Annotated in this window: 14 protein-coding genes; 1 reads left to right on the top strand and 13 read right to left on the bottom strand. The window is 34.5% G+C overall.

Annotated features, from left to right (window positions below; genetic code table 11):
- Positions 1–95 precede the first annotated feature (95 nt).
- On the bottom strand, positions 96–1,625 hold the full coding sequence (locus tag GTR01_RS04205; RefSeq protein WP_160136594.1) for an aldehyde dehydrogenase family protein: 1,530 nt from the start codon (positions 1,623–1,625) through the stop codon (positions 96–98).
- Positions 1,626–1,805: 180 nt separating this feature from the next.
- Here GTR01_RS04205 and GTR01_RS04200 point away from each other — a divergent pair, with 180 nt between their 5' ends.
- Positions 1,806–2,732 carry an AraC family transcriptional regulator gene (locus GTR01_RS04200; protein WP_160136593.1) on the top strand — a complete coding sequence of 309 codons (927 nt, stop codon included), beginning with the start codon at positions 1,806–1,808 and terminating at the stop codon, positions 2,730–2,732.
- A 130-nt stretch (positions 2,733–2,862) separates the two neighbouring features.
- Here GTR01_RS04200 and GTR01_RS04195 read toward each other — a convergent pair whose 3' ends face one another.
- The 12 genes from GTR01_RS04195 to GTR01_RS04140 form a co-directional block, all read right to left on the bottom strand.
- Positions 2,863–4,329 carry a RagB/SusD family nutrient uptake outer membrane protein gene (locus GTR01_RS04195; protein ID WP_160136592.1) on the bottom strand — a complete coding sequence of 489 codons (1,467 nt, stop codon included), beginning with the start codon at positions 4,327–4,329 and terminating at the stop codon, positions 2,863–2,865.
- Between the two features lie 14 nt (positions 4,330–4,343).
- The gene (locus GTR01_RS04190) at positions 4,344–7,145 is read right to left on the bottom strand and encodes a SusC/RagA family TonB-linked outer membrane protein (RefSeq protein WP_160136591.1); all 2,802 of its coding nucleotides are present in this window, start codon (positions 7,143–7,145) and stop codon (positions 4,344–4,346) included.
- Between the two features lie 674 nt (positions 7,146–7,819).
- A complete protein-coding gene (locus tag GTR01_RS04185; protein WP_228452153.1) occupies positions 7,820–9,130 on the bottom strand; it encodes a RagB/SusD family nutrient uptake outer membrane protein in 1,311 nt (436 codons plus the stop codon).
- A 33-nt stretch (positions 9,131–9,163) separates the two neighbouring features.
- The gene (locus GTR01_RS04180; RefSeq protein ID WP_160136589.1) at positions 9,164–12,052 is read right to left on the bottom strand and encodes a SusC/RagA family TonB-linked outer membrane protein; all 2,889 of its coding nucleotides are present in this window, start codon (positions 12,050–12,052) and stop codon (positions 9,164–9,166) included.
- Positions 12,053–12,459: 407 nt separating this feature from the next.
- Positions 12,460–13,788 (bottom strand): hydroxymethylglutaryl-CoA synthase family protein, encoded by a 1,329-nt coding sequence (locus tag GTR01_RS04175; protein ID WP_160136588.1) that lies wholly within the window; start codon positions 13,786–13,788, stop codon positions 12,460–12,462.
- Between the two features lie 314 nt (positions 13,789–14,102).
- On the bottom strand, positions 14,103–16,613 hold the full coding sequence (locus tag GTR01_RS04170; RefSeq protein WP_160136587.1) for a M1 family metallopeptidase: 2,511 nt from the start codon (positions 16,611–16,613) through the stop codon (positions 14,103–14,105).
- A gap of 23 nt (positions 16,614–16,636) precedes the next feature.
- Positions 16,637–16,918, bottom strand: coding sequence for a hypothetical protein (locus GTR01_RS04165; protein ID WP_228452152.1), 282 nt, complete (start codon positions 16,916–16,918; stop codon positions 16,637–16,639).
- 243 nt (positions 16,919–17,161) lie between these two features.
- Positions 17,162–17,596, bottom strand: a complete 435-nt coding sequence (locus GTR01_RS04160; protein WP_160136586.1) for a hypothetical protein — start codon at positions 17,594–17,596, stop codon at positions 17,162–17,164.
- Between the two features lie 25 nt (positions 17,597–17,621).
- Entirely contained in the window at positions 17,622–18,602 is a 981-nt protein-coding gene (locus tag GTR01_RS04155) for a hypothetical protein (RefSeq protein ID WP_160136585.1), read from the bottom strand.
- 102 nt (positions 18,603–18,704) lie between these two features.
- Positions 18,705–19,499 carry a thymidylate synthase gene (locus GTR01_RS04150; RefSeq protein WP_160136584.1) on the bottom strand — a complete coding sequence of 265 codons (795 nt, stop codon included), beginning with the start codon at positions 19,497–19,499 and terminating at the stop codon, positions 18,705–18,707.
- A gap of 148 nt (positions 19,500–19,647) precedes the next feature.
- Complete coding sequence (locus GTR01_RS04145; RefSeq protein WP_160136583.1) at positions 19,648–20,298, bottom strand: hypothetical protein; 651 nt, start codon at positions 20,296–20,298, stop codon at positions 19,648–19,650.
- A gap of 16 nt (positions 20,299–20,314) precedes the next feature.
- On the bottom strand, positions 20,315–20,755 hold the full coding sequence (locus GTR01_RS04140) for a hypothetical protein (protein WP_160136582.1): 441 nt from the start codon (positions 20,753–20,755) through the stop codon (positions 20,315–20,317).
- Between the last annotated feature and the right edge of the window lie 47 nt (positions 20,756–20,802).

Genomic DNA, 20,802 nt, shown 5'->3' with positions numbered 1-20,802 from the left:
AATGTAATGGAGCACCGAAACGAAGTGAAGCCCTGCATAGCCCGACCGGTTTGCCCTGGAAAAAACCAAGGCAATCGGGCACGTCCTACATAATATTAAAAGAAGCCTAACTTATTTTTATTATAAGAGATCAACATATTTTTAGCCTGACGATAATGATCAAGCATCATTTTATGATTCTCCCTTCCGATTCCGGATTGTTTATAGCCTCCAAAAGGAGCTCCTGCCGGATATGAGTGATACTGGTTCACCCAAACTCTTCCCGCTTCAATCTGGCGCGGAATATTATATAATTGATGAGCATCTCTCGTCCATACTCCTGCTCCTAGTCCATAGATGGTATCATTGGCAATTTTTACAGCTTCTTCTTCATCCTTAAAAGTCGTAAATGCCAATACAGGCCCGAAGATTTCTTCCTGGAAAATTCTCATTTTGTTATTCCCTTTAAAGATGGTAGGCTGAATATAATATCCATCCTCCAGGTCTTCTCCCAGATGATTGACATCGCCGCCTACTAGTACTTCAGCGCCTTCATCTACTCCCAACTGGATATAAGAAAGGATCTTATCTTTTTGAATTTTTGAAGCCTGTGCTCCCATCATCACTGTTTTATCAAGCGGATTCCCTACTTTAATTGCTTTTACCCTTTCAATTACTCTTTCTATAAATGCATCTGCAATGCCTTCCTGAACCAGAAGTCTTGACGGACAAGTACAAATTTCACCTTGGTTAAGTGCAAAAAGGACAGCTCCTTCAATAGCTTTATCTAAGAATTCATCATCAGCATCCATCACTGAATTGAAGAATACATTCGGAGATTTTCCACCCAATTCAAGGGTTACAGGAATGATATTTTCTGTAGCATACTGCATTACCATGCGCCCGGTAGCTGTAGATCCTGTGAAAGCTGCTTTAGAAACTTTAGGATTGGTTACTAAAGCTCTTCCAAGCTCTGCTCCGAATCCATTGACTATATTAACGACTCCTGCAGGTAATAAATCTCCTATCAGCTCCATGAGGATCATAATAGATACGGGTGTACTTTCTGCTGGTTTTAGAACTACACAATTTCCAGCGGCTAACGCCGGAGCCAGCTTCCAGGTGGCCATAAGAATCGGGAAATTCCACGGAATGATCTGTGCAATAACTCCCAATGGTTCGTGAACAATAAGAGAAACTGTATCTTTATCCAGTTCATTATGAGATCCTTCTTCTGCGCGAATAACAGAGGCAAAATATCTGAAATGGTCAATAGCCAAAGGAAGATCTGCAGCTAATGTTTCTCTGACTGCTTTTCCGTTATCAATAGTTTCTACAATGGCTAGGTATTCTAAGTTTTGCTCAATTCTGTCCGCAATTTTATTAAGGATAATACTTCTTTCTGTAGCAGATGTATGTTTCCATGTCTGAAATGCTTTATCTGCAGCATCTACAGCCAGTTCTAAATCTTCTTTAGAAGAATGTGCCACCTGGGTAAAATTCTTCCCATCAACAGGTGAAACAACATCAAAATATTGGCCTTTAACGGGTGGTGTAAATTTTCCGTCAATATAATTATCATATCTGCTTTTGAACTCGGGACGCTGTAAAAGCGTTGTTGATCTTGGTTCTGTAAGAGTGCTCATATCAGTATTTATTTTAATTTTTCGATACTGCCAAATTACACGGATACATGAAAAACCTATAGCACAATCGTATAAAAAAAGTGCAAAATAGTACAGAATTCAATTTTATTATTTTATTAACAGCAACGTTGAAGCAAATTCTCTATATTTGAGTCACCAGCTTTAGTAAAATATTTAGAAATGAATAACAATAGTAAGATTTTATTAAATACTCCTGAATTGCATAAGGAAAACCAGCTATTGAGTCTTGTTGAAAACCAGACTAAATTCAATCTAAACAATTGTGAATTTAGTATTTATGAGACGCATAAAGCAGCTTTTGGTGTTAAACTTCATTTTGAGAATATAGCTTTTACAGCAATGCTGAGAGGAAAAAAATATATGAAATTGGATAACAAAACCAATTATTTTGATTATTTCCCGGGAGAAAGTATTCTGGTAGCTCCAGGGGAAACTATGGTTATTGATTTTCCGGAAGCAGATGAAACTCCTACCCAATGCATTTCTTTAAGTTTAAATCCCGACTTTATAGAGGATTCTCTTAATTACTTGAATTACCATCTTCCCAAGGTAGATGAAGCTTCACAATGGAATATTCAGCTGGATGAATATTTCCTTTTTAATAATCAGGCATTGGCATCTGCTACCAACAACATTATGAGAATTGCAATGGATGACAATTCCCAAAAGGATATTATGGCTGATTTCGCTTTAAAAGAACTCCTTATACGGCTTATGCAGACCCAAGCCAGAAGTATTGTAGAAAGAAATGTTGTAAAGAATAAATCGAGAATTGGATTTGCAGTAGATTATATTAAAAGAAACTTACATCAGAAACTATCGATTGAGAGTATTGCCAAACTTGCCTATGTAAGTAAATCAAACTTTTTTAAGATGTTTAAAGATGAGCTGGGAACTTCTCCGAATGATTTTATTTTGCAAGAAAGAATCAGTAAAGCCAAGGAATTGCTCGCTGGAAGAAACAGTATAAAAGAAACAGCTTTTCAAACCGGATTTTCGGATACCAATTACTTTACCCGGGTTTTTAAACAACTGGAAGGAGTAACCCCTAAAAGTTATCAGAACAGAATAATTGTTCGGGAATAAATAGCTGCAAAGAAATGAATAGAGCTAGAGTAAGGCATTCAATACTCCAATTAATCTTTGATCTGAATCTCATAGAAATAAAAAAGAGCCCCATATTTATGGAGCTCTTATATATTAAAAATATTAATTATTAATAACCGTCATTTTGCTTAATGTTCGGATTAGCCTGAACTGCAGTTACAGGAATTGGCCATTGCCATAAATCGCTGTTTGCTGCAAGAGTCTGCTTAATTGCTTTTGACCCAGTACCATCAGCTATATCTCCTTTACCAGATCTCGTAACACCAAGACCTAATCTCTTCAGTGTGTACCATCTGTCATTTTCAAAAGCAAGCTCTAGTCTTCTTTCTTTAAGGATAGCATCCAATAGAGCTGGCCCTGCCTCTGATCCAGGTGTAAATGAAGTATATCTCTCTTTTCTCAGTTGGTTTAACAAAGTAAGAGCAGTTCCCATATCACCTGATCTGTAAGACGCTTCAGCTACGTTCAACAATACTTCAGCAGTTCTTAAATATTTGATTGGAACGATATTTACCGGTCCACCGTTACCTGCATATTTTGTAATGTGGTTGTATACTTTTTTGTTATAAGAAGCTGTAGTAAAATAAGTAGTTTTTCTTACGTCATTAGCAGCATAAGAATTGAAGAAATCGTAATCTGCAACAAATTCTGATCTGTACTGTCCGTCGATTAACTGATTGTAAGCAACCCCTACTGTATTACGTTCAGGTGCTGCATTTGAAATCTGGAATAAAACTCCATCAGTAATTTTAGCCAATCCTTCGTTTTCTTTCCAGATGCTGTTAAAATTATTCAATGTTGTAATACTTGGTGAAAGACCTAATGCTAGTTTACCATATTTTGCAGTATTAGTATAATCTCCTTTATAAAGATATACTCTTGATAGTAATCCGTACACAGCAGCTTTGCTAAATCTTCCTTTATCAGCATCGTTCTGTGTAATTTTATCAGCAGCAATTAAAAGGTCTGCAATTACTTTATCGTATGCTTGTGCTACGGTAAGATTTCTAGCTGAATTATTATTTAATGGATTATAAGATTCTGAATAATAAATTCCATATTGGTTCTTTGCTGAAGAATTTTGTGTTGGAATTACAGAGTATGCTCTTAAAACATCAAAATGAGCTGCTGCTCTGATGGCTCTAGCTTCTGCCTCTACATTATCCTTCGTTGCTCCTGTTACTACTCCGTTATCTAAATAAGAAAGAACAAAGTTAACTCTGCTGATTACAGCATATGCAGCGCTAAACAAACCTGTTGTTTGTGAATTATCTGACGAAAATTCAAAGTTGGAAGCGGCAGCGTTAGAGTTTCTTCCTGAATCTGTAATAATAAGGTTATCAGTAGTAAGGTCACCCATAATAAGCTGGTTACCTGTATCACTTGTGTAATATCCTGTAGATTTAAATGCAGTATAAGCTCCATCTAAAGCTTGTCTGAATGATTCTGGTCTGGTCATCGCCTGCTCTTCTGCTTCATTCACAGATGAGATCTGATCCAAGTTTCTTTCACAAGACGTTAACGATACAAAAACGGTCAACGCAGCTAAACTTATTGTTATTATATTCTTTTTCATAAAGCTATTCAATATTAAAATTCTAATTGCATTCCCACCATGATCGTTCTTACAGTAGGATAAGTATAAAGGTTAAATGATCCAGGAACGAATAATGCTGTAGATTCAGCAGATCCTACAGATACTTCTGGTTCTCCGTGGAATTTAGTTACTGTAAATAAGTTCTGTCCTTGTACATACATTCTTAGCTTATTGATTGGAGATCCTTCTCCTAGAACTGCTTTATCAAATGTATATCCTAAAGTAAGGGATCTTAATCTTAAATAATCTGATTTTTCAATCCACTGATCAGAATCACGCATTCCGTTAGTATCTACTCTTTGGAATACTCCAGTATCACCCGGCTTTCTCCACATGTTAGTAGCAGCCTGTGCCATGTTTCTACCTCCTTTAGCCAAACTCTGGTCAACAGCAGCAGCATACATATTGTTATATGTGTATCCACCTAACTTGAATGTGAAGTCTGCACTAAAGTCAAATCCTTTATATTGAATTGTAGTTCCGAAACCTCCGAAGCTTTTTGGGAAAGGAGTTTTATCTGTAATTGGAACTGCATTGGAAGCACTATAAGTTTCAGTAATGTTTCCTGCTTTATCATAATATAGAGCGTTTCCGTTTGCCGGATTTACTCCTGCGAATCTAACGTTATAGAATACGTATGGAGCTTCACCTACCTTAAGATAAGTATCCCCTAAGTTTCTTTCAGTTTGCCCGTCTGATAATTTATCAAGAGTCGCTTTTTGGAAAGAAATGTTAGCACGTACAGTCCATTGGAAGTCTTTCTTTCTCATTACGTCTACGCTTAATTCAGCTTCAAGACCTTTTTGTGACATATCTCCAGCGTTAATATACTGATAGAATGCACCTTCTTGCTTATCTAATGGTACTAATTGTACGAAGTCTTTTCTCTTATTCTGGTATACTTCTACCGATCCACGAATTCTTCTCTTCCACATTGAGAAGTCAACCCCTGCATTCGTTACTGCATTTGATTCCCATTTAAGATTTGGGTTTCCAATGATGTAAACTTTTTCGTCTTTGTTATATGTTCCAGGGAATAAAGCTGCGTTGTTTCCATATAAATCGAAACCAACGTTTGCTACGTTATAGTAGTCAGATAATGATCCATCATTTCCTGTTGTACCATAAGAAGCTCTAAGTTTCAAGTCATTGATGAAACCACCTTTCATGAAGTCTTCTTTAGCGATGTTCCAAGCAGCACTTGTTGACCAGAAGATTCCACTCTTATTGTTAGCTCCGAATCTTGAAGAAGCATCTCTTCTTAAAGATCCTGTTAATAAGTATTTACCTTCATAATCATAGTTTACCATACCTGCTAAACTGAATAGCGTGTTTCTCGCTTTAACTCCGGTAAATGTATTTCTATCAGAAGGAGTAGTGATCGATGGAACGCTAAGTTGAGTAGATTTTAATCCATAAGCACTTGCATTCAACGTTTCGTTGAAGTTATCGTTATATTCGATAAATCCTAAGAAATCAAGGTTGTGTTTTCCGAATGATTTCTTATAATTTACTGAGTTATTCCATGTATAGTTAAATCCATAGAATGAGTTTTTAGCTAATGAACCTGTAGGAATCTTATTGGTTGTTAAATCCAGGTTAGATCCTTTTTTCATCCATGAAGTAGACATGAACCAGTCGAAAAGTCCATTGAAATTTGTTTTAAATTTCAATCCGTCCAGCACTTTATATTCTGCGAATAAAGTAGCAGGAATTCTTAATCTCTGATCTTCTACTCTGTTGTTACGGATTTGCTCCACAGTGTTTGAACCCGCTCTCATCTTTTGGTTGTAGCTTCCGTCTGGGTTATAAATTGCCTCATAAGGAGCATATTTATACATCGCAGCGAATGGGTTCTGTGTATTGTTTCTGTCTCTAATATTTTGTGTAACCTGATACTGAACACCTAAGTTGATACCAACGTTTAGCTTTTCACTCAGTTTGTTTGTAAATCCGAAGTTACCTGTATATCTTTTAAGCCCGTCTATGTCTTTAAGAATACCGTTATCAGCATCATATCCTAATGAATAGTAGAATGTACTTTCTCTGGATCCTCCCTGTGCACTAAACAAATAAGATTGGATGCTTGATGGTCTCAATAAGCTTTTTTGCCAATTGTGATCATTAGCAGCAAGTGCATCCATTTCCTGTTGAGTTCTAGGCGCTACATTAAGATATCCTAATTCATTTTGGAAGTTCATCAACTCTCTAGAATTCATCATCGTAAAGTTGTTATCCTTCAGTTTTTCACTGAAACCAAATTTACTTTCAAATGAATAATGAGTTTTTCCAGCTTTTCCAGCTTTAGTTGTTACTACAACTACCCCATTTGCCCCTCTTGCACCATACTGAGCCGTAGCAGCAGCATCTTTAAGAACAGAAATAGATTCTACGTCAGCAGGGTTAATCGCACTAAACTGTCTAGCACTCATATACATACCATTTACTACGTAAGTAGGTTCAGAAGAACCACCAACACCGGCAACCCCTCTTACCATGATTGTAGCAACAGAACCTGGCTGTCCAGTAGCACTTTGTACATAAACCCCTGAAGCTCTACCCTGTAAAGAGTTTCCGATAGATGTTGTAGGAGAGTTTCTTCTGATCGCATCACCACTTACTACGGCCTGAGCCTGGGTAACTTCATCTGCTTTCTTCTTCTGATACCCCGTAACGACTACCTCATCGATCTTATTCTCCTTCAGAATAGAATCATTCTTAGTTTTTTGCGCATAGGCAGCTTGTCCTAAAAAAAACAAAGCTCCAGCACTTAATACATGCAACTTCACATTCATATTAACAGATTTTAATATATTCAAGGGAACAAATATGTTAATAAATATTAATAACATCAATTTATTAAAACCTGAAAAAACAGCTCCAGAAAAGGATTATCCGCATATAACTCTAAAAAATGATGATAAAAAACTTTAATTATAATTTAAATTTTATAGAAAAATAAAGCTTTTTAAACATTAATAGAATTTTAAAGAAAAACAAAATAAAAATAAACATCCATTAATTTGTTTAAATAGATTAAAAAAATTAACAATAAACATAAATATCAATTAAAAAAATAAAACAAACACAACTTGATTTTTGACTAAAAACGGTAAAAAAACAGGTGTTTTTTACTGAAATATTATTAAAAATAAACTGATAAATATCAGGAAGACCCTCTAAAAAAACAGTTTTAGTGAAATTAAAATTAAAATTTTGTTAATAAACAGGAATCAAAAATGAGTCAAAACCAATACATTTTCAAGTATATTTTCTAGCTTAATTTTAGGCATTTAACTTATATTTTTCATATCCCAAACGCTCAATATTTATTCCAGAGTTATACCAATATTCTTAATTAACCCTAATATAATAGAAAAGCAATCTGAGATTAAAAACGAAAAGACTGTCCTATTGAGAAGACAGCCTTTTCTAAAAATATATTAAAATTTGCTATAGTAGTGTATTATTAATACCCTGGATTTTGATTTGTATTTGGATTATTTATCAGCTGCCACGCAGGAATCGGCCATAAGTCTAATCTATTAGCAAAATAAGGTCGTCCTTTACTTTCTATTACTTCTTTAGCTTTCCCAAATCTTTTCACAGAAAACCATCTGTCAGCTTCCCCATATAGTTCTTTTCTACGTTCCAGTAACACATCATCCAATGTCACTGCTGTTAATGGTGCTAATCCTGCTCTAACCCTAACCGCATTAAGAGGAGTTAAAGCATCACCAGTAGTCTTTAATCTACACTCTGCTAACGAGAGTAATACATCGGCATACCTTACAATCTGTACATTATCTGCTCCACTACCAGGATTACTATATTTTTTAAAATAATTTCTTCCTTGGGCAGTAGCGAACATCTTTCTTTTATCATTAGCATCAAAAATGTTAATAAATTGTGTTCTTAAAGACACTTCCCCTCTACCTCCTACCGCAGCTGGATAGAAAAAGAAAGCCTGATTTCCACCATCTGTAGCTGTAAAATTCACTTTAAAAATATCTTCAGATGTGGAGTTAGCAGTAAATAATGTCTCATAGTTTGGAGCCAGAGAATACCCATTAATTTTCTCTAATATTCCTTTAGCAATATCATACTCTCCCGTTTCCATATAGACTTTAGCTAATAAAACCTGGCTTGCATCTAAGTTTAAGAAGGTCTTAGAAGTATTATTATTTTTTTTAAAAAACTCGATTGCTTTTTCTAAATCATTTATAATAAATCGATACACATCATCTTTGGAATCTCTTTTAGGAGTAATAAGTTCAGCAGCAGTATAAACAGGTGTTTTAACGTAGGCTACCCCCCCGAATAATCTGACCAAATTAAAATACATTAATGCTCTACTTGCATATGCTTCACCTAATACACCGTTCTTTACAGTTTCAGTAATTGTACTTCCCGCAATAGGCCTTGTTTGAACCTGATCAATAACAATATTACATGTTCTTATTACAGTATAATGTGCCCCATAGATACGTCTTATTGATAGATTAGTATCCAAAAAGTTACTAGCTCCTGCTTCTGCAAATTCGGAAAAGGTTCCTGTATGCATAAAATCATCTGCAAAAAGTCCCTCAAAAAAATGAAGTTCTCCACCATATACATAACGATTTTGCATATCATTATATATTCCATTGGTTGCTGCTCTGGCTGTAGCATCTGTCTTTATAAATGATTCACCCGGCTGTCTATCGGTATCTACTGTTTCATTCCCTACCATATCTCTACCGCAATTTAGAGCCGTCAAACAAACAGAGGATATTAACATATATTTAATTATACTATTTTTCATGTTGTTACTTTAAAAATTTAAATTAATTCCGAATTTTATTGTCCTGTTCATTCCTTGCGTAAAGAAATCGGTTCCGGTTGCTACATTGGCTTGACCAAAGGCATTTACTTCTGGTTCCGGGCCACTATAATCTGTCCAGGTCCATAAATTATCCGCAGCAATGAAAAACCTCAGTGTCATACTGCCTATATCTAGCATGGTTTTAGGTAAAGTATATCCTAATTGAAGTTCTCTCAATCTAATATAAGAGGCATTTTCAATAAATCTTGATGAGACTTGATTATTCCAAGATTGAGCGAACCCTCTTACAGGACGTGGTAAATCAGCATTTGGATTATCTGGTGTCCAATAATTGGTTTGATTTTCAAGTTTCCCAAATAATGGATTTCCAGAAACGCCAGCAAATCTCAAAGACGAATTATACATATCCTGTCCAAAAACAAAGATTAGATTAGCTGACAAGTCAAAATTCTTATACCTGAAGGTATTACGGAAGTTCCCGAAGAAATCTGGCTGGGCTTTTCCAATAAATACCCTATCATTGGAATTAATTACTCCATCTCCATTGGTATCCTGATATTTCACATCTCCTGCTCTAATTCCCTGATTAAATAAATTTTGAGGAACCTCAGCATCGGATCTGTAAATCCCTATCGCTTTCAGTCCAAAAAAAGCCCCTGATGGCTGTCCTACATCAATTCTTGTAGCAAATCCAAAATCAATCGGAACTGGTTTATCTCCTAAAAGTTTTGTAATCTCATTTTTATTGAATGTAATATTAAACTGGGAATTCCATCCCAAATTTTCCCCTTTAAGAATAGTAGCATTTATACCAATCTCATGCCCTCTATTATACATCTCGGCAGCATTAGATTTATAATTCTCAGCTCCATTTTCTAAAGCTGCTGTAGCATTTACTAAAAGTTGTTTTGATTTTTTGTAATAAAAATCATAGGTCACATTAACTCTATTTTTAAATAACCCAATTTCTAATCCAGCATCTGTTTGAGAGGTTCTTTCCCAAACTAAAGCAGCATTGGCTAATGAAACTCCAGATCCGGAAAGCGGATTCACATTTACAGCAGGAAGCAGACCATACGCATAAGTCTGTGCAGCAGCAGACGTTTCAAAATTTCCTAATCCTGATTGATTTCCTAATTCTCCCCATCCTGCTTTTAATTTTAATAAACTAATTACATCTTTTTTAAACCAATCATTATCTGAAATAACATACGCTGCTGAAACAGAAGGAAAATACTCAGTTCTGTTATCATAAGCTAATTTTGAAGAAGAATCAGCTCTAAAAGTAGCATCAACAAATAAATTATTGAAAATTTCTAAACTTAATCTAGAGAAGTATGAAAACGTTCTATTTCCCAAAGATGGGTAATATGAAGCTATCGTTTTTTGAGAACCCGCATCTGGGGAAGTAGCTCCTAAAGGTACATTTTGTGCTTGTATATCTGTTAATGTTGTCTTACGATTAAAATATTCCAACCCACCCATTAAAGTAAAACGAAATTTATCGCTTAATTTTTCAGTATACGTTAACGTATTAAATGCTGTAAAAGTATTATATAAACGTCCATTATAATCAGCCTGCCCATTTGAACCTCTACCCTGATAAGTATCTAATGGGAATAATCTAGCTTCATCATAATTAATCCTTTCTAAATTAAACCTTGTGACCATGCTAAGCTTGGAAGAAAACTTAGATTCTAATCCCAGAGAAGTATTCACTCCAAAAACCTTAGTTAAGCTTTTAACATCCGTGGCATTTTGTAATGGATTCGAAAAGCTCCAAGTACTTGTATTATAAGTTCCATCAGGATTCCTTATACTTTGCCCTGGTGGTTCTAATATTGCGGCAGTTAAAGGGGCATAAATATTATTATCCCCATTAATTCTATCAATTTTTTCATTAGAAAGCCTTACAGAAGAGACCAATTTAAACATGTCATTTAACTTTTGATCTAAATTCAAAGTAAATGTCTGTCGGCTATATTCTTGTCCTTTTACAACTCCTGATTGATCAAAATTAGAGAATCCAACATAAAAGCTTGTCATCTCATTTCCACCGGAAGCACTAGCATTTAATTCATACAGAGGTTGATCTTTCCTGTAAATTTGACTTAAATAATTATCTCCAAAATCTGATTTATAAAAATCACTTATAGATTGACCTGATTTTGGATCCCAAACCCCATTGGTTATAGACCAATAATTTCTACCATTTCCTGGGGTAGTATTAAATTCCGCTAAATCAAGCATTCTATAATATTCTCCTGCTTTCATAGTTTTAAACTTCTTAATTGGGTTCTGAAAACCAATAGTAGAGTTTAAATTAAAGCTTATTCGTCCTTTTTTTCCTTTTTTAGTAGTAATCAAAACAACACCATTTGCAGCTCTCGATCCATAAATAGCAGCCGCTGCGGCATCTTTTAAAATTTCAACATTTTCTACATCAGCAAGGTTCAATTGGGACAATAAATTTCCTGTTTGACCTCCGTATGCAACATTACCACTAGGAGAGTTGGATGATATCGGAACTCCATCCACTACATACAGTGGGTCATTGCTTGAAGTAATACTAGAAACTCCTCTTAATCTTACATTAAAACCAGCACCCGGCGCTCCTGATGTAGGGGAAACCTGTAAACCTGTACTTGCTCCCTGCAATAGAGCATCAGCACTAGATGCTGATACCTTCGTCAAGTCATCTGCCTTTACTCTGGATATTGATGTAGTAACTTTTTTGACTGATTTGGCACCATATCCAATAACTACAACTTCATCAATTTGAGTTGATGTTGTATCTTTCTTTACTTTTTGCGCCGAAATCCCTTGTCCTATAAAGAACAGTACTCCGGTACTTAATACACTTAGTTTCACATTCATATTAACAGTTTTTTTCTGAAGTAAATTTGTTAATAAAAACAAAAAATCCAAACATTAAAACACTGAAAAACAAATGATTACTAATTATTAATTTCGTTTTTATAAAAAAATAACAAAATACAAATAAGTATTTTGTTAAAAACAATTAAAAATTTATTAAAAAAAATAATATTATGAGAATTTTAATAACCGTTAAAAATTTCAACACATTATATAAAATCTATAAAATGAATGAAAATTTTTTATTAAAATATTGTTTTATATAAATAATATACAAATTCAAGTGTATTAATTTACTACCAAAACAGATAAAATGACGAAAAATAGACAATTAAATTAACCAAAAAATACAAAAAAGACAAAGCATTCTAAGATTTAGAATTCTTTTAATAATTTTAAACTTCTTTTTAATTCTGGCGGCTATAATACCTTGCTCCCGTTAAAACAGGATTTTCAGTTTCTATAGCAACAAGCCCAAATCCTTTATAATCAGGATTTACAGATTCATTTAACTGTTTTCTGTGAAGTTTTTCATAAGTATTGAAATCAATAGCTGTTCTTTGGTTCAGGTTTTCAAATAAATTCCATTTTTCTACCACCTTTTTCCAATTGGCAGACATTTTACCCGCAAATACTTTTGATTTGGAGCCACTACCATATCCTAAGAAACCAATTTCCTTACCAGACAGATCTTCATTTTCGTTAAAAGAGGTCTGCAATCCGGAAAGGAATGCCATAAAAATAGAAGCTGTATACATATTTCCTATTTCCGAAGATGCTCTTTGGGTCTTTTCAATAGCTTCATTGATCAAGTGCAAATAATTCTCAGACTTGGCAACCGCTTTTTGCTCGTCCGGAGTTTCATACGAAATTCCATTTTCAAGACTGTAGATTTCTGTAAATACTCTTTTCCCATGGAAAGCATAGGGAAGATGAAAAACAATATATTTCCAATTCTCATAAGGCTTTTCCTGACCTGTAATATCTTTATAATGTTGATAAGCCTCTCTGATTCTGTCCTGATAACATTGGTTGGAATACTGCCCATCGAAAACAGGTTCATCCGTAAAGACCTCAATCTTGTCAGGATACATTTCCGGTGCTTCGTTGAGATCTTCTTTTTTGTATTGTCTTCTCGGTTTGAAAAAATCAAAAACGCTTTCTGTAGCTACTCCCCAATTATTTTCGATTTCAAGAAGATCCGGTTTTGAAGAGACTAATAAGGCAACAGCTCCACCTCCCTGGGTATATTCACCTGAAGAAGCCAATTCATATTTTGCATAATCGCTGGCAATTACTACAGCTTTTTTATCAGGATTTACTCTCACAAAATCCAAGGCATTATGCAGAGCATCTACTCCACCTACACAGGCAAAAGTTAAATCTACTACATCGCAGTTTCTGAAAACTCTTTCACCAAATTCTTTTTCCAATTCTTTCTCAACCATCTGCATGGCATAAGAAGCAGTGGGTTTTGCCGCATCCAAAGCACTTTCGGTACCCAGATAAATTCTTGAAATTTCTTTAGGACTAATTGTATAATCCTGAATCAACCTTAATAATGCTTCTGCCGCAAAAGTTGCAGCATCTTCATGTACATCAGGCAATCCCATTTTATGAAGTCCTAATCCCTTCTCCAATTTTGCTGGTTCTATACCTCTTTTTTCAGCTAAATCTTTAATTTCCAAATATAAAGAAGGCACATAATAGCTTGCCGCTTCTATTCCAAAACTCATAATATTTTAAATTTTAAACGAATTTATGAAAGATAACGTAAAAAACAGCAGTAAAAATTACTGATTTTTGTAATATTCTTAAAAATAAACCCATTTCAACTATATCATGCAAAGTATTTTTTAAATACATCGCTAATTTGTATTTAAAAATTAAAGTTTACACATCCTTTATATTAAAAATTTACAACAATCCCCACCTATTGACTTTATATAAACCTTATAACAATCCTATATTATTTAAAATTGGATAAATCTTCTTCAGATATACTAAAATTCTTCATAAAAAAACCGGCTCAATTGGCCGGCTTTATATTTTACTTATAATTTTCAATAGTTTTATTGATGACATCGATTTGCTTATTAATGCTTGCTGCATTCTGCGGATTTTGTTTAAGCAATTCCATTTTTTTACTTAAACCATCCTTCAGCATCTGCACCACCATCATTTTCGCTTGTGGATTATCTCCCATTTGATTTTTTGCGTATCCTAAAATCTTAGTAATACTTTCGGTAGCTTTCAAATTATCAGAGGTCATGATCCAGTTGTATCCTTCTTCTGCAGATTTTCCTAATTCAGGATTCTGGAATTTAATAAACGGATAAAATGCCGCCAATGGAGCAATTTTAGACATCTGAGAAGTTACTTTATTTTTTACAATCACAGGAAGTAACTGTGCCTGTAAATCTTCTGATGCCCCATCAAGATCAATCTTATCAGCCAATGAGTTCGCTTTGGAAGGATCAATGGTAAGAACCGCTCCAAGAGAGCTTCCTTTTACTGCGTTAGAAACTGCACCTACTCCTTTTTCAAAAATCGGAAGGTATTTTTTATCTTTTGTTTTAGCTAAGGCAGCAATCGCAGCAGCCTGAGTTAACGTTTTAGGATCATTAGAAGCCAATTTTTCAACCTCTGCCCCCAATGCTTTCATTTGTTCAGGATTGCTAAGATCTATTAATTCTAAAGCTTTAATTCTTACTCTAAAGAATGGATCTTTCAAAGCAGCTGCCAGTAGTTTTGTTGCAGCAGGGCTTTTTCCAACCTGATCTTTTACTCCTGTTAAAGCAGTATATCTGCTCTTAAATTCTTTAGAATTGGTAAACTGTAATAGATTCTGCTCCGGAGTTTTTGTATCGGTAATATCAGCCAACAAAACACCATCCGCATTGATATTCACCAAGTCCGGAGCTTTAGAAACATCAAAATTGAATGTATTCTTCGCATCAGCATTTACCCAAACATTGTATCTCTTTGGTTTTCCATTGTCATAAACATCGATAGCCAAAGGGAATTCAAACATCTGATCCTGAGTCTGGTTAATAGTCACGGACACTTGTTTTTTCACTGGTTCAAATGTAGATGAATAATTGATCTTCGGGTTTCCGCTTCCGAAATACCATTGATTAAAGAACCAGTTCAGATCTTTTCCGGAAACTTTTTCAAAGGATAATCTCAATTGATGAGCTTCCGCATTTTGGTATTCATTCGTTTTAAGATAATCATTCATTCCGGCAAAGAAAGCATCGTCTCCTAAATAGTTTCTTAACATATTCAGAATTCCGCCTCCTTTCTGATAAGTTACCAGATCAAACACATCTTCACGGGAAGCGTAATTGAATCTTACCAGGTTTTTCTTAAAATCAGACGGATTATGGATATACATATTCACATCAGACATCAGGTGATAATCTGCCTGATCTTTTCCGTACTTATATTCATTCCAAAGATATTCGGAATAATTAGCGAAAGATTCATTCACAGTAAGATTACTCCAGCTTTCTGCTGTTACCAAATCTCCAAACCAGTGGTGGAATAATTCGTGAGCAATAGTATCCTCCCATTTATTTTCATCAATAAGCTGACCCGGCTTTTGAAGGATATCACTTCCATGCAGAGTAGCCGTTGTATTTTCCATAGCACCACTCACATAATTTCTACCTGAGATCTGTGCATATTTTGCCCATGGATAGTCGTAATTCATTTTTTTGGAGAAGAAGTCGATCATTTCCGGAGTATTTCCATAGATCTGCTTCGCATAAGGCTCATATTCTTTCTCGATATAATAATCAACCGGAATATTCTTCCATTTATCTTTTACAATAGCATATTCTCCTACTCCCATGAAGAAAAGATAAGTAGCGTGTCTTTTATCCATTACCCAGTGATCGGTTCTAAGGCCATTAGATTCTTTTTGAGAGTCTTTTAAAATACCATTTGAAAGGGTTACATATTTATCAGGAACCGTCATATAGATTTCCTGGGTAGTTTTTTGATTCGGTTTATCGATGGTTGGGAACCATGCAGAAGATGATTCTGTTTCTCCCTGTGTCCAGATTTGTGTTGGAAGATCCGGATCTGTTCCCTGTGCATTGATGAAGTAAAGTCCTTTTGCATCATTAATCGCCATACTTCCCTGTTGTTTCACTTCGTTTGGACGGGATGTATATTTGATGTACACTGTGTAATCCTGATTTTTCTGATACGTTTTATCTAACGTAATTTTCAAGATATCGTCTTTATACTCGTATTTTAAAGGAGATTTTTTACCATTGTTATCAAGAGCTACTTCATGAATCAGCATGGCTTTTGCATCAAGGATCAGTTCGTTGGTAGGATAGAAATAAGGTGAAGCAGTCAACCATTCTTCCCCATTCATCTGCTCTTTCTGATAGTCAAAGTTCACTTTCAGTTTTGTGTGTTTCAGTTCTGTTACCTTGGTATGGGTCGCTCTGTACACTTTTTCTCTTCCTGAAGTTTCGGTCTGTGCTGATACATTGGCGGAAAAAAAGATTCCGAGTATAGCAATCGATAAAATGGCCTTTCTCATCTGTCTACTTTATAATTTTAGAGTTATTTTTTTATTATGATGTCAAAAATATCATTGACTAAAGTTTCATAATCCCCCGTTTTTAGTTGTTCTTTTGTTTTAGCAAAAGCTTTTTTCAGTTCACTTTGCGGGTTTTCGTCGTCAACAATTTCTGCTGAAGCTACACCTTTTAACTGAAGTACAATATTCTTTAAGACTTCAGGGTCGGCATTTTCTTCAATATTTATTTTTAAATACTTCATGATTTTGTGATTGGATTTATAATTTACCCTTTTGTTAAAGGGGTTAACATCAAGTTCTTTCAAATTTAAAACTTATTTTAGAAAGAATAAGTCTGTTAGCTCTTTTTTAACGAAGATTTTTGCGGAGGAAGGACTTAAAGGAAGGGAGGTTACTAGTCAACCGGAAACTAAATGCAGATTTTCTAAGGTATATCAAGGGATAGGTATAAACACCATACATGAGATTTTCATTTCACGATGTATCATTCAGAATAATAGTACACAAGCAGTTAATCATTAAACGAGAGTGACTTTCTGACTGCAATATTATCTCTCTCTGATCACTTTTCCGTTTTTATACAAAAACACCATTTCACATTTTGTTTGTCTGTCTGCATTATAAACACGTATTTTTTTTAAATCAATGCCATTCATTTCAGACAACATACGGCATTCCCAATTGTTATAAAAAATAGGTTCTCTCAAAATAAAGTGTGGATTTGTCTTCAACTCATTGAACATATCATATTTCAAACAGACTACTCCATTTTCAATATGATCTGCTTTAAGAGCAATACTCAGCTGATAAAACATTTCATGATTAAACTGACTGGCATAGATCCAGGCATTTTTCACACTTATATTGGTTGTAATAAGAAGAAAGGTAATCCCTGCAAAAAGAGTACTTATCGTTTTATTTCCCAGTTTCAGTTTAAAACACAGATAAATGATTCCCGAAATGATAAAAAAAGTATAAAACAATCTTATAGCGCCAAGACTGCGGTTATCAAATCCAAAGAGCGTGGGAATATAAGATGAAACATAGAAAACACTTACGGCAAGCCCAAGTGAAATCAAAGAGATCAAACCTAAGTTTTTTTACTTCTTTCAATTTATGTTTAAAATCATAGCGGGAAAATATCTTATATACAACAGAAGACATGATTATAGCCAATAATAATTCTATAATATGAAGATTTTTAAGATGTAGTACTCCTTTATAGATTCCCACAAAAATATCTTTGAAAAACAGTTTTGCCGTTAAAACAGTCACTTTTATTACTCTTTTCAATTCAAAGATTTTTTCTACTTCATCTCTTTGATAGGAATGAGAAAATATCATGGGCTGAATTACCTTTCGGAAAAGGACAATTGTTCCAAGAGTTAATAACAGAAATACAATTCGTTTTTTATTTTCTTTGATTAAAAATAAAGGTAAAAGAATAAGGGGCAGAAAAATTTCGTAGCTGAGTATTGACAGTATAAAAAACAGAGAACTAAGTGCAATATTTTTACGAATATATACGTAATAAATACTCAGAGAAAAGAATATAGTAGCCAGATTTGAATTCAGCATAATCGGAGAAAACTGAATGCTTGTACCGATCAGAGAACATGAGTATAGCAGGGTTGCCAAACTCGCCAACTCTTTTGATAAAATTTTTTGTGCTACCCAATAAACAGCAATTAAGGAAAGTGGAAAAAACAGAATTCCTAAAAGATAAATAGAGGCATTATATTGTGAAAGAAAAACCAAAGTTCCTGTCACCAATCCTGATACCGGCCTTGCCGCCATATTAGAGGAATCCAGATAGGAGTAAATATAGCTGAAATAAGGTTTCGAAATGTATCTTGAGTTATAAGCTTCCTTTAAATCATCTGCTACAATTACTTTTTCTATAAAAACGGACAGCCATATATAGAGGTTGTAAACAATGATTAGGATATTTAAAAATATCAGATAACTATTGCTTATTTTTTTTTCCATATTATTTTTTCAAAATTTGTGGTGATCGTTGGATTGTCACAAGCTTCAAAAATAATAGAAATCCGTCAATTACAAAAGATAATAAAGAAATCTGTCTTTATATTAAATTGCTACAGGAGCTTTAATACCTGGATGTGGATCATAGTTTTCTAAAGTAAAATCTTCAAAGTCGAAATCAAAGATGTTTTTAACTTCAGGATTAAGCTTCATCGTTGGAAGAGGTCTTGTTTCTCTTGAAAGTTGTCTGTTTACCTGCTCAAAATGGTTGTTGTAAATATGAACATCACCAAAACTATGTACATAATCTCCTACTTCAAGATCGCAAACCTGGGCAACCATAATCAATAATAAAGCATAGCTTGCAATATTGAAGGGTACACCAAGGAAAACATCTGCACTTCTTTGGTAAAGTTGTAACGACAACTTCCCATCTGCTACATAAAACTGAAATAATGCATGACAAGGTGCCAATGCCATATTCGGGATTTCAGCTACATTCCATGCAGAGACAATCAGCCTTCTGGAATCCGGATTTTTTTTGATCTGATCAATAACTTCCGTGATCTGATCTACTACTTTTCCGTCTGCCCCGTTCCAGCTTCTCCATTGTGCTCCGTAAACAGGCCCTAAATCACCATTTTCATCTGCCCATTCATCCCAGATGCTTACTCCGTTATCTTTAAGGTATTTGATATTGGTATCTCCTTTTAGAAACCAAAGCAATTCATAAATAATGGATTTCAAATGCACTTTTTTTGTAGTTACCAATGGAAATCCTTTAGACAGGTCATATCTTAGCTGATACCCGAAGACACTTCTTGTTCCGGTACCGGTTCTATCGGTTTTATCAGTTCCGTTGTCTAAAATATGTTGTAAAAGATCCAGGTAGTTTTGCATTTTGAAAAGGGATTTATGGGTCAAATTTAGTAAAAAAAAAGCATCAAAAAAAGCACCCGGTTCATGGATGCTTTTTATAAGAAGTATATTTTTTTCCTATTAAACAAGTTTATATTCAATATGCACAGGCCTTTAGGATTCAATAGAACTACAATACAGAAACACTAATTTCTTCGCTATTTCCACTTATTGATTTCAACTGTCCGTATCTCTTTGTATCAATAAATTTATCATCAGAATACTCCAATTTCACAGGGCCAAACTTTGTAAGTTTCTGAAACTTACTTTGGTCTATGATATCTTTAGTTCCGTAATCTATGGAAATATTACCTATGGTTTTCAGTTTTCCCATTCTGCTGTTATCAATAACATCATTTGGCCAGTAGTCTATAGCAAGATTTCCGATCTTTTTTACTTTACCTCCTTTTTCTTTAGTAAAGGCTGAATCTTCCCAATAATCCACAGTCACATTCCCGATGCTTTTTAGTTTCCCTGCTTTTTCTCTTGTAAATGCAGAATCATCCCAATAATCTATTTTAACGTTCCCGATGCTTTTAAGCTTTCCATATTTAACCTGATCAAAAACCTGATTATCATAATATTCAAGTTTACCATTCAAATTGGGAGCATTAAAATCAGTGATTACACCATCTCCATCAAGGGTGAATACAAAACCGTCCACTGTAAGTTTTACAGATGTCAGATCATACGTTTTTGATGAAACTGTAGCACGAACTTGTGCATTGATCACCAAGCTGCCGAATAAAAAGGCCAGGAAAAGTAAATTTTTAAATTTCATAATATTAAAGATTGATTTACCAGATATGTTCAATATTCTGATTGATATTGTTAATGGTAAATGTCTCTCCCATTTTCTTGCCAAACATTGCTTTTACTAAAGGCGATTTTGAAGATACAGTCATAATTTTCTGATTTTCAAATAAAATTTCTCCCATCGAAGCTGAAACATAAAATAATCCTTTATTGGTTTTTACCAAAGCTCCGTTTTGAACTTTCTCAGAAGGGTCTGCGTTTATCTTTTGTAGAACAGCCTGCTGATTCAGCACTTCATTAAGCTGCCTCTGCAGATTATTAATTTCCTGCTGAAGCATTTCACGTCCGGTTTCATATTTATCTCCCATTGAGCTTTTCGTATCATTATTGGAAGCGCGGGTTTCAGCAATCAGGTTTTCGAAATACTGGATTTTATCTGATATTTTAGCTTTAATAATGTTTATGATATCCTGTTTGTTCATTGTAGTTTTGGAATAATTATTTGGTGAATGGATAGAACCATCCCGTC

This window comes from Chryseobacterium sp. c4a (assembly GCF_009900745.1).
Taxonomy (GTDB): Bacteria; Bacteroidota; Bacteroidia; order Flavobacteriales; family Weeksellaceae; genus Chryseobacterium.
Note: the sequence above shows the minus strand (reverse complement) of the source record. Positions and strands in the feature narration are given on the sequence as shown.

Coding starts and splice junctions, on each gene's coding strand:
- GTR01_RS04150 (WP_160136584.1), bottom strand. CDS start 19,499: ATGCAAAACTACCTGGATCTTTTACAACATATTTTAGACAACGGAACT.
- GTR01_RS04155 (WP_160136585.1), bottom strand. CDS start 18,602: ATGGAAAAAAAAATAAGCAATAGTTATCTGATATTTTTAAATATCCTA.
- GTR01_RS04200 (WP_160136593.1), top strand. CDS start 1,806: ATGAATAACAATAGTAAGATTTTATTAAATACTCCTGAATTGCATAAG.
- GTR01_RS04140 (WP_160136582.1), bottom strand. CDS start 20,755: ATGAACAAACAGGATATCATAAACATTATTAAAGCTAAAATATCAGAT.
- GTR01_RS04175 (WP_160136588.1), bottom strand. CDS start 13,788: ATGAGTTTTGGAATAGAAGCGGCAAGCTATTATGTGCCTTCTTTATAT.
- GTR01_RS04190 (WP_160136591.1), bottom strand. CDS start 7,145: ATGAATGTGAAGTTGCATGTATTAAGTGCTGGAGCTTTGTTTTTTTTA.
- GTR01_RS04145 (WP_160136583.1), bottom strand. CDS start 20,298: ATGAAATTTAAAAATTTACTTTTCCTGGCCTTTTTATTCGGCAGCTTG.
- GTR01_RS04170 (WP_160136587.1), bottom strand. CDS start 16,613: ATGAGAAAGGCCATTTTATCGATTGCTATACTCGGAATCTTTTTTTCC.
- GTR01_RS04205 (WP_160136594.1), bottom strand. CDS start 1,625: ATGAGCACTCTTACAGAACCAAGATCAACAACGCTTTTACAGCGTCCC.
- GTR01_RS04195 (WP_160136592.1), bottom strand. CDS start 4,329: ATGAAAAAGAATATAATAACAATAAGTTTAGCTGCGTTGACCGTTTTT.
- GTR01_RS04185 (WP_228452153.1), bottom strand. CDS start 9,130: ATGTTAATATCCTCTGTTTGTTTGACGGCTCTAAATTGCGGTAGAGAT.
- GTR01_RS04180 (WP_160136589.1), bottom strand. CDS start 12,052: ATGAATGTGAAACTAAGTGTATTAAGTACCGGAGTACTGTTCTTTATA.